The sequence below is a fragment of the Chamaesiphon sp. genome (assembly GCF_041737865.1).
Taxonomy (GTDB): domain Bacteria; phylum Cyanobacteriota; class Cyanobacteriia; order Cyanobacteriales; family Chamaesiphonaceae; genus Chamaesiphon.
In genome coordinates this window covers 1-9,570 of sequence record NZ_JBGSQZ010000099.1, presented here as the reverse complement: position 1 = coordinate 9,570, position 9,570 = coordinate 1, and the positions used below count along the sequence as shown (strand labels likewise).

The following is a 9,570-nucleotide window of genomic DNA, read 5'->3' as shown; positions in this document are numbered from 1 at the left end:
GATCTTCGCATCGGTGCCAACCGCAGTCATTTTAGCCGCCATGCCGATTTCGACTTGGGTACTGCGGGTGCGAAGTTGAAGCCAAATTCCTCGATCGATCTTGCCGCGATCGATTTGCTCCCAATGGTCGAAGCCTTGATTGTCAGGATAGGCATTGATACTGGATTGAATCTCAATCTTGCCACTGAAATCGACAGGCGTAACCTGGCAGCGCAGTCCCAATACTTGATGATCTGCCAAACTAGTAAACCGATCGAACCGTAAGTCTACTGTATTGCCAATCGGACTACGCCAGCGGATCGATCGACTCAGAATCCCGTGCTGCAAGTCCAACTGCCGCTCATATTGGAGGATTTCACCTCGATCGAGCCGAAACCGCTCTCCATTGACCACAATCGTTAATGACAGCCAATCAGGACAGTTTGCCAGCTCGGTATAAACCCCAGGTACATCGTCATACACTCCATGCACTAAGGTTGCTGGTAAAGCATTGGGGTAGCCCTCTTCAAAGCTGCCTCGCGTTCCTAAATAACCATTGCCGATCGTAAATACGGTTTCTCTAGCCCGCAACTTCACTGGGTCGAATTCAGGTTCGATTAGCGTCCAGTCTGAATAAATCAGATCGCGAGTGGAACTGTTCGCTGAAGTTGGGTGTGAGAGAAATTGTACTTGAGGCTTAGAAGGTGATTGAGTCATAGCTGAAGATCTCCATACAAGACAATAGCGAGAGTTAGACCGCAAGATGACATGGATTATTTCAATCTCTGCTGTTCGGGATATCCCAACATGTGACGACGAGCCAGGTAAAGGATGAGTGGTGGCAAAACGATCCACTGAATGACAGCGAGGGAACTCATCCCTAGCATCGGTACTGCCAGCACAGGCACCCCATAGACTTTAGAAACATTAACTCGATAGGTTTCGATGACGAGGGTAATTAACAGCCCAATACTAGTAAATAGGAACGTCAGTTTTGGGGTGGGACGAAGTACCCAATTTCGCGATCTAATTAGCACACTCACAACCCAACTACAGACCAGAATGATCACTCCATCGCCGAAGGAACAGTGAGTCAAGTCTTTGATTTTGTCGGCTAAAGAGGGGCTTCCATAGAACTCATAATAGGGAGCCTGCCAAACTTCATAAACAAAATTAAGTAAGAAGGCAAACAGAAACAGATTTGGTTCTGGTGCTGCTAGAATTTGGACGATTCTCTTAGACATAAACCCTTATTCCGCACTACCATATCAACTTTAAAACTAAATTATGAGAAAGTTATGAGGGCATCCATCCAAACACATGACAAATCACAATGCAAGCACCAAACATAACGACCATGCCGAGCGTATTTTGGCGTTGCTGAATTGATGTATGATATGGCGATCGAGACCAAGAATGATAAAAAACAATGAATAGCAAATCAGAGGCGATAAAATGTCCCGAATGTAAGTCAACGCATGTTAATAAGAATGGGCGTAAAGCAGGGAAGCAGAATCATATATGTGTTGACTGTGGTAGACAGTTTATCGAAGGATATGAAGCACAACGGGGCTATTCAGAAGAGGTTAAACGTGAATGTTTAACAATGTACGTAAATGGAATGGGATTTAGAGCAATTGAGAGAATTAAAGGAGTACATCACACCAGTATTATTAATTGGGTTAAGCAAGTAGGCGAATTACTACCAAATGCTTACACACCAGCAACGATTCCACAAGTAGGAGAGCTGGACGAACTAGAAACATTTGTTGGCTCAAAAAAAACAAGATCTGGCTCTGGACGGCAGTAAATCACTTTCAACCAGGAATTTTAGGGTGGGTATTAGGCGACCATAGTGCCAAAACTTTTCAGCCATTGTGGGAACTAGTTGGTAGCTGGAAATGTTACTTTTACGTCACAGATGGATGGCCAGTCTATCCAATATTTATTCCAGATGGAGACCAGATTATCTGCAAAACTTATATGACACGAGTAGAAGGAGAAAATACAAGGCTTAGACACTATTTAGCCAGGCTTCATCGCAAGACACTTTGCTATTCTAAGTCAAAAGAGATGTTAGCACATTCAGTTAGATTATTAATTCATTACCTCAAGTTTTGGGATGTTCCTGTTCCATATTCACCTAGCTATTAAATCCAGCTAAAGATTAGCTTCAATTTGACTAATACTTGTCTCCTCGATCGCCATATCATACATCAATTCAGCAACGCCCGTATTTTTAATAACCTTAGAAATATTGTGAGGATTTGCTGAGATGTTTTCAGTGGCTTGAGTTTCGGTTTCTGGGTGATGCATTATTATTTACTCCTGCAAAGTTAAAACTTTGCGTACTGAAATACCGAAAATAGGTGTTAAAGTCCAAAGTCATTTATCATCATCCGGCTGCTGACACCATCAGTCGTGCGTCCGCTCATTTCGCTCGGATACACCCGATAGATGGCAATTACCTCCGCCCGTCCCCACGAGTCGATCCAAGTGCGATTAATCGCGGGAGAAAGTGTCGGATTAATCTCTTTAATTAATTTTTGTACCCGTGCGATATCTGCTTTCTCCGTCAGTCGTTTGGCTTGTCCTAATACGATTACACTGCGCCAGTGAAGCGGATCGTTAATTATTTCTTCGACTTGAAGGCAGATTTCTGGACTGGCATCGATGTCATGTGTCTTCATGCCGTCAGTGGTAAACAGATAAATATTTTCATCTTCAATGTAATAATGCATTGGCATCACATAGGGTTTCCCTTCATGAATGAAACCAAGATGTCCATATCCAATTTTGCGTAATAGTTCGTAGATTTCTTTTGAACTCATTTCGTCGATATCTAACATAATTATGCTCCTAATGATTCGATTGGATCGTGTTCGATCGTCAGTAGATCGGGCTGAGAATGCCTGTCGATTTTGATTTTGATGCCTTGAGCAAATTCACCTTCGAGATCTTCTACAAAACCTTTGCTTGCCACCTCCGCTTCCCAGGCACCCGCAAATGGGCCGAAATAATAGGTACATTTGGGCTGCGCGGTCAAAATTTCGATCCACCAAGCTTGATGGTAAGTATTTAAAGTGTCAATCATCACACTATTTTTACTCCTGAATATCGATATTAGGTTGAAGACGTGTGGATCTCGCGAGGTGTTTTTATTTCCTGCTGAGAGTTGACTCCATCAGTCATTCTTCCGCTCATCTCATAGTGGGAGATCCGATAGATGACCACTATGTCTGCACGTCCCCAAGCATCGATCCAAGTTCGATTAATAGCAGGAGTAAGTGTCGGATTTTGCTCTTTAATTAATTTCGTCACCCGCTCGATATCTTGCCGATCTGTCAGACGTTCGGCTCGACCCATCACCATGACGCTCCGCCAATGCCAGGAGTCATGTACTTCTTCAACCTGTAAACAGATTTCTGGATTAGCATCCATGCCATAAGTTTTGATACCTTCAGTTGTAAATAGATAAATATCTGAATCTTCGAGGTAATAATGCAGTGGCATCGTATAAGGTTTTCCTTCATAGATGAAAGCAAGATGTCCATAGCCTACTTTGTGTAGTAGTTTGCGGATATCTTTTAAACTCATTTCATCGATATTCAACATAATTATTCTCTCTAAGATTCAGTTTTTGATACAGCCTCTGAAGTAAAGGAATCACCAATAAGTACAGACATCTTCGGAAAATGAGCTGCATATATTTTGAAAGTGAGAAGGTAGTGAAAAATTAATCATTTATGGCAAAGCTCATTTAAATGCTTTAATTAAAGCCTCAAATTGCACTCGTGGCGATCGATCGTGAGGCGTTACGGGTGGGAGCTGACGATCGATTACCAAAAATTCATAAACTGCTATCTGCGCCACTCGCACGGAATACTCGACGGTAAAAACGACATCATCAGGAATCTCGACAAACTGACTGATAAATGCTAAATTTCTGGAGTTATGCGGGATTGGCACAGGTCGATCCGTGTGTAAACGCGGCATAAACATACTGGTGATATACGGCATTCGGCAGGGAATACAGTTTGCTGATGCTACAGTATCCAAATCGAAGCGGAGATGACCGCAGAGTTCTTGCAAAATTTCAGCACCATTGCATTCATCCATTGGTTTGGGCACGAAATTACCTACTCGATCTGGAAACAATGAATATCCCCAGAACACCTGCACATCGGCAGGCTGATTAATAAAATGAGGTTGATAAGCGAGGACAATTGACATCAACCAATTCGAGTCTTTAAAGGTGACTAGTCCGCCAGTTCCCGCCTCATTACCGCTAAATTTACACATCTTGTCAAAGAATTCGGGATTTTTTAACGTAACGGTAAAAGACTCCCAGCAAGACTCAGCGATACTGCTATTGAATGCCGCCGGATTCCCGAAACCTGTGTTTTCTGCTGCCAACTTTTCCCAGAGCTGCCAACTAGTACAATCTTGTTTGGTTAGCTTTGGGGGCGCACTCGTCATCGAACCCAAACTCGAAGCATCCGTCATCGAGCCATTCTGGAGAAAGACCAGATCGCCATTTTCAACGGCAATGGTTTTACTTTCACCACACTGTTGATAATGAATACCTGTCACCACCAACTTATCTGTGGCGATGTGTCGCTCTAAATCCGTTACTTGGCAATCGACATAAAAATGAACATTTTGAGTTGCCAGCCAACTCTGCAAGGGACGAACAAAAGAATCATACTGATTGTAGACAGTGCGCTTCACCCCTCCCAGGGTTTCAATTCGCGTGAACTCAAGCATAAAACGATGTAAATAACGCTTAAATTCAACGGCACTATGCCACGGCTGAAAGGTAAAGGTAGTCGCCCACATAAACCAAAATTCAGTCTCAAAAAATTCTGGGGATAACCAATCGGTAATGCAACTAGCACCCAATTCAGCTTCACCAGCCAGACTAAGTTCCAGTAATTCCTTACGATTTGGCATCGAAAAGCCCATCGAACTAACTGGGACTTTTGCCCGCCGACTGTCCACCAATCGCGCCATCGAATGCGACTTATGCAGCTCGTTGAATTCGATGGTTTCATCAAATACTGTTTTTCCTGGCAAACTCAACGAGGGAATCGACTTGAACAGATCCCAAGTGCATTCGTAATTGTCGGTCGTCAACATCCGTCCTCCCCGCAGCGAATAGCCATCTGTCGGGTTCCCAGCTCCATCCAAACTTCCGCCCAGGAGAGGCTTTGCTTCGAGGATAAAAATATTTCCGCCAGAAAATCCGCCATCGCGAATCATGAAGGCTGCGGCTGCCAAAGAGCCGATCCCACCACCCAGTAAATACGCCTTAGATTCATTCATGTCAATTAACTCTTCAAAAAGCTTGGTTTAATTATGTTTTAAATTTCCGCTGCGGCTGCGGCATCTACTAATCTGAGTGGTTGTCGGTTAGTTTGCTGAGTGAATTAGTTGCATCCGATCTAAATCATATTCAGCGATGCCAATTAGTACGACCACTGCCAATTCAGAATCTCAGGCATATCCTCTCCATGTTTTACGATGTAATGCCTGTGTTCGATTAGTTTGTCGCGGAGAAGCTGTTGTGCGTGGGCACCGATCGATTGGAGCTGTGGGAGTCGATCGATAACATCTTGAGCCAGATGAAAGCGATCGAGATCGTTGAGCACTACCATATCGAAGGCTGTTGTTGTAGTTCCTTCTTCCTTGTACCCATGTACATGCAGGTTGTGGTGATTGGTGCGGTGACAGGTGAGGCGATGAATCAACCCAGGATAGCCATGATAGGCAAACACGATCGGTTTATCGCGGGTAAAGATGCTATCAAAATCCCGATCGCTCAAACCGTGGGGATTTTCGCTCGAAGGCTGAAGCGTCATCAGATCGACGACATTGACCACGCGGATTTTTAAATCGGGGAAATGTTGACGTAAGAAATCAACTGCTGCTAGAGTCTCAAGCGTTGGCACGTCTCCAGCACATGTCATTACCACATCGGGTTCGCTGCCTTTGTCGTTACTCGCCCAGTCCCAAATTCCAATCCCAGCAGTACAGTGTTTAATCGCCGCATCCATGTCGAGCCACTGTAATTCGGGCTGCTTGCCAGCAATAATCAGATTCACATAATTACGACTCCGCAAACAGTGGTCAGTTACCGAGAGCAACGTATTGGCATCGGGTGGCAGATAAACACGAATCACGCTTGCTTTTTTATTGACGATGTGATCGATAAATCCTGGATCTTGATGGGAAAAACCATTGTGATCCTGCCGCCAGACATGAGAAGTGAGTAGGTAGTTAAAAGAAGCGATCGATCGCCGCCAAGGGATGTCATGAGTGACTTTCAACCATTTGGCATGTTGATTGAACATCGAGTCGATGATGTGGATAAATGCTTCATAACAGGAGAAGAAGCCGTGGCGACCTGTTAAAAGATAGCCTTCTAGCCAGCCCTGACACATGTGTTCGCTCAAAACCTCCATCACCCGACCATCTGTGGCAATATGGTCGTCCGTTGGCAGGATCTTGGCAGTCGAGACGCGATTGGTCACTTCCAAAATCGCATTCCACCGATTTGAGTTATTTTCATCGGGACTCATCACTCGAAAATTGCGACTGTCCAGGTTTAGCTTCATCACATCCCGCAAGAACTCCCCCATGACGCGGGTTGGCTCTGCGGTAATCGTGCCCGGTTTCGGAACGTCAACCGCATAGTCCTGAAAGTTGGGCAGCTTCAGATCTTTGAGCAATAACCCGCCATTGGCATGAGGATTTGCCCCCATCCGGCGATCGCCCTTCGGCGCGAGTGCTGCCAACTCTTCCATCAATTTTCCGTTGCCATCAAACAGTTCTTCTGGCTGGTAACTCTTCATCCAGTCTTCTAGCAGTTTGATATGCTCTGGCTTGCTAGCGAATTCGGTTAAAGGCACCTGATGAGCGCGAAACGTATTTTCAATCGGAATTCCATCCACAAATTTAGGCCCCGTCCATCCCTTGGGAGTTTTCAGCACAATCATCGGATGTCGGGGACGCTTTGAGCAGCCATTGATACGGGCATCATGTTGGATCGCGCGGATCTCATTAATGACGAGATCCAGGGTTGCTGCCATCTGTTGGTGCAAGATTTCGGGGTCGTCTCCCTCGATAAAATAAGGCTTGTAACCATAGCCCATCAGTAGGCTTTCTAGTTCCTCTGGGTCGATCCGCGCCAATACTGTCGGATTGGCAATCTTATAGCCATTCAAATGTAGAATTGGCAGAACGGCACCATCGCGGGCAGGGTTCAGAAACTTGTTGGAGTGCCAACTGGTTGCCAAAGCTCCAGTTTCAGCTTCTCCATCGCCAACAACGCAGCAAACCAACAGATCGGGGTTGTCGAAGGCGGCACCATAGGCATGAAGCAGTGAGTAGCCTAACTCCCCGCCCTCGTGAATCGAACCAGGTGTTTCTGGCGAAACGTGGCTAGGAATTCCGCCTGGAAATGAGAACTGTTTGAACAGCCGCTGCATCCCTTCGGTATCCTGAGAGATATTGGGATAAATCTCGCTGTAAGTCCCTTCCAGATATGTGTTGGCAACGATCCCTGGCCCACCATGACCTGGGCCGATTACATACATCACATTGAGATCTTTCGCTTTAATCACCCGATTGAAATGAGCGTAGATAAAGTTAAGACCTGGAGTTGTGCCCCAATGTCCGAGCAGTCGCGGTTTGATATGTTCGAGTTTGAGCGGTTCGCGCAGAAGTGGGTTGTCGAGAAGATAAATCTGACCCACCGAAAGATAGTTCGCAGCCCGCCAGTAAGCATGAATCTTTCGCAGTTCTTCTGTTGTCAGAGTTTTGGGTGCGATCCGAGTAGCAATTGTCATATTTGGTAAATGGTAGAAGTTTACAACTGGAAAATTCGAGAGCGATTGGAATAGTAACGAATCAAATCTGGTTCGGACTCATCTAATCCTTAAACCGGATGGTGCGTAAAGACATGGCATTAAATGAAACAACAACCGTTGAAACACTCATCAATATTGCGGCTATTGCTGGCGTTAGTAAAATACCGAACGGCACTCCAACTCCGGCTGCTAAGGGGATTGCAACGACGTTGTACCCTGCTGCCCACAGCAAGTTCTGCACCATTTTGTCGTAGGTCGCTTTCGCCAGTTTGAGCGCGTAGGTGGCATCGAGCGGATCGCTTTTAACCAAGATGAGATCGGCAGACTCGATCGCGACATTAGTTCCAGCCCCGATCGCCAGTCCTAAATCTGACTCGGTTAAAGCAGGTGCATCATTGATCCCATCGCCCACAAAGGCAGTCGGTTTCTCGGCTTTGAGCCGATGAATTAATGCCGCTTTATCTTGTGGTAAAACACGAGCGTAATAGCGATCGATCTGCAAATCCCCAGCAACAGATTTGGCAACCGCTTCGGCATCGCCCGTAATCATCACCACCTGCACACCCATCTTCTCTAGTTTTAGAACTGCTTCTCGTGCCGATGGTCGCACTTGGTCGGCTAACCCAAATAGGGCGAGAACTTGCTTGTCGTTCATCAGGACGATCGCACTTTCACCACGCGCTTCCCGTTCTTGTAGTCCCTTTTCCAACGCTGGTGGAAACTGCAATTTCAACTCCTTCACCCATTCTGGTCTGCCGACCCGATAGCGTTGACTGTCTACCATGCCTTCAACGCCCTGACCTGGTACAGCCTTAAAGTCACTGGCTTTGGAAAGCTCGATTTTGCGATGGCTGGCTTCTTCGACGATCGATTGTCCGAGCGGGTGTTCTGATAAGGATTCTAGGGAAGCAGCAATGCCCAGAGCTTTTACCTCATCGATACTATCCGTGTAAGTTCGTTGCACACCAAAGTGTCCGGTCGTCAATGTTCCCGTTTTATCCATAGCAATTGTTTTGATGCTTTTTGCTCGTTCAAATGCTTCGCGGTTTCGCACCAAAATCCCGTTTTTCGCAGACATGGCAGTAGCATTGACTAGCACCAAGGGAACTGCTAACCCTAACGCATGAGGACAAGCAACTACTAATACACTCACTGCCCGACTAACTGCAAACGATAGATCGTCTGGTTTAATCGATAGCCAAATCACGAATGCGAGCGTAGCGATTCCGACCGCAATTAAAGTCAACCAATAGGCAAGTCGATCGGCTAATGATTGAAATTTGCTTTTAGAGGTCTGCGCTTCCTTAACCATCCGCATAATCTGGCTCAAGGTGGTGTTATCTCCAGTACGAGTAACCTTAATTGTCAGCGCACCCTCGCCATTGACCGCTCCAGCGACCGCTTCGTCCTTGGCTTTTTTCACCACTGGGCGCGACTCCCCAGTTAAAAAAGATTCATTGACATTGGAAGTACCCTCGACGATCTCACCATCGATCGGCACTTGTTCGCCAGGACGAATTAGAATTAGATCGCCCTCAACTAATGTACTCACTTGGACATCTTCACTCCGCCCATTCGTCTGCTTGTGAGCGACAGAAGGTACTAATTTCGCCAGTTCTCCGAGCGCATTGCTGGCTCCTTTCACCGAAGCCATTTCCATCCAATGACCGAGCAACATGATATCGACTAAGGTTGCCAGTTCCCAGTAGAAAGAATCTCC

The 9,570-nt window shown here is 45.9% G+C and carries 9 protein-coding genes and 1 pseudogene; 1 reads left to right on the top strand and 9 read right to left on the bottom strand.

All coding sequences use genetic code 11. The features are described 5' to 3' along the window. Nucleotides 1-696: pseudogene (locus ACEW9J_RS07035) on the bottom strand (beta-phosphoglucomutase); the annotation flags it as partial. A gap of 56 nt (nucleotides 697-752) precedes the next feature. Then, the gene (locus ACEW9J_RS07030) at nucleotides 753-1,223 is read right to left on the bottom strand and encodes a hypothetical protein (protein ID WP_373544419.1); all 471 of its coding nucleotides are present in this window, start codon (nucleotides 1,221-1,223) and stop codon (nucleotides 753-755) included. 206 nt (nucleotides 1,224-1,429) lie between these two features. Here ACEW9J_RS07030 and ACEW9J_RS07025 point away from each other — a divergent pair. Continuing rightward, a protein-coding gene (locus tag ACEW9J_RS07025; protein WP_373544420.1) for an IS1 family transposase occupies nucleotides 1,430-2,133 on the top strand; the annotation gives its coding sequence in 2 pieces (ribosomal slippage) (nucleotides 1,430-1,754 and nucleotides 1,754-2,133; 705 coding nt in all). Between the two features lie 6 nt (nucleotides 2,134-2,139). Here the strand turns inward: ACEW9J_RS07025 and ACEW9J_RS07020 are convergent. From ACEW9J_RS07020 to ACEW9J_RS06990, 7 genes are all read right to left on the bottom strand, one after another. Further along, nucleotides 2,140-2,295, bottom strand: a complete 156-nt coding sequence (locus tag ACEW9J_RS07020; protein ID WP_373544418.1) for a hypothetical protein — start codon at nucleotides 2,293-2,295, stop codon at nucleotides 2,140-2,142. Nucleotides 2,296-2,351: 56 nt separating this feature from the next. Further along, on the bottom strand, nucleotides 2,352-2,828 hold the full coding sequence (locus tag ACEW9J_RS07015; protein ID WP_373544417.1) for a pyridoxamine 5'-phosphate oxidase family protein: 477 nt from the start codon (nucleotides 2,826-2,828) through the stop codon (nucleotides 2,352-2,354). Nucleotides 2,829-2,830: 2 nt separating this feature from the next. Next, entirely contained in the window at nucleotides 2,831-3,073 is a 243-nt protein-coding gene (locus ACEW9J_RS07010; protein ID WP_373544416.1) for a DUF1816 domain-containing protein, read from the bottom strand. Nucleotides 3,074-3,102: 29 nt separating this feature from the next. After that, a complete protein-coding gene (locus ACEW9J_RS07005) occupies nucleotides 3,103-3,594 on the bottom strand; it encodes a pyridoxamine 5'-phosphate oxidase family protein (protein ID WP_373544415.1) in 492 nt (163 codons plus the stop codon). A gap of 141 nt (nucleotides 3,595-3,735) precedes the next feature. Beyond that, nucleotides 3,736-5,304 (bottom strand): oleate hydratase, encoded by a 1,569-nt coding sequence (locus tag ACEW9J_RS07000; RefSeq protein WP_373544414.1) that lies wholly within the window; start codon nucleotides 5,302-5,304, stop codon nucleotides 3,736-3,738. 143 nt (nucleotides 5,305-5,447) lie between these two features. Further along, a complete protein-coding gene (locus ACEW9J_RS06995) occupies nucleotides 5,448-7,829 on the bottom strand; it encodes a phosphoketolase (protein WP_373544413.1) in 2,382 nt (793 codons plus the stop codon). A gap of 82 nt (nucleotides 7,830-7,911) precedes the next feature. Beyond that, on the bottom strand, nucleotides 7,912-9,570 hold a 1,659-nt coding region (locus ACEW9J_RS06990; protein WP_373544412.1), incomplete at its 5' end, for a heavy metal translocating P-type ATPase.

Bases quoted from the DNA above. Each gene is read 5' to 3' on its own strand.
- ACEW9J_RS07030 (WP_373544419.1), bottom strand. From the start codon at position 1,223: ATGTCTAAGAGAATCGTCCAAATTCTAGCAGCACCAGAACCAAATCTG.
- ACEW9J_RS07020 (WP_373544418.1), bottom strand. From the start codon at position 2,295: ATGCATCACCCAGAAACCGAAACTCAAGCCACTGAAAACATCTCAGCA.
- ACEW9J_RS07000 (WP_373544414.1), bottom strand. From the start codon at position 5,304: ATGAATGAATCTAAGGCGTATTTACTGGGTGGTGGGATCGGCTCTTTG.
- ACEW9J_RS07005 (WP_373544415.1), bottom strand. From the start codon at position 3,594: ATGTTGAATATCGATGAAATGAGTTTAAAAGATATCCGCAAACTACTA.
- ACEW9J_RS07015 (WP_373544417.1), bottom strand. From the start codon at position 2,828: ATGTTAGATATCGACGAAATGAGTTCAAAAGAAATCTACGAACTATTA.
- ACEW9J_RS06995 (WP_373544413.1), bottom strand. From the start codon at position 7,829: ATGACAATTGCTACTCGGATCGCACCCAAAACTCTGACAACAGAAGAA.
- ACEW9J_RS07010 (WP_373544416.1), bottom strand. From the start codon at position 3,073: ATGATTGACACTTTAAATACTTACCATCAAGCTTGGTGGATCGAAATT.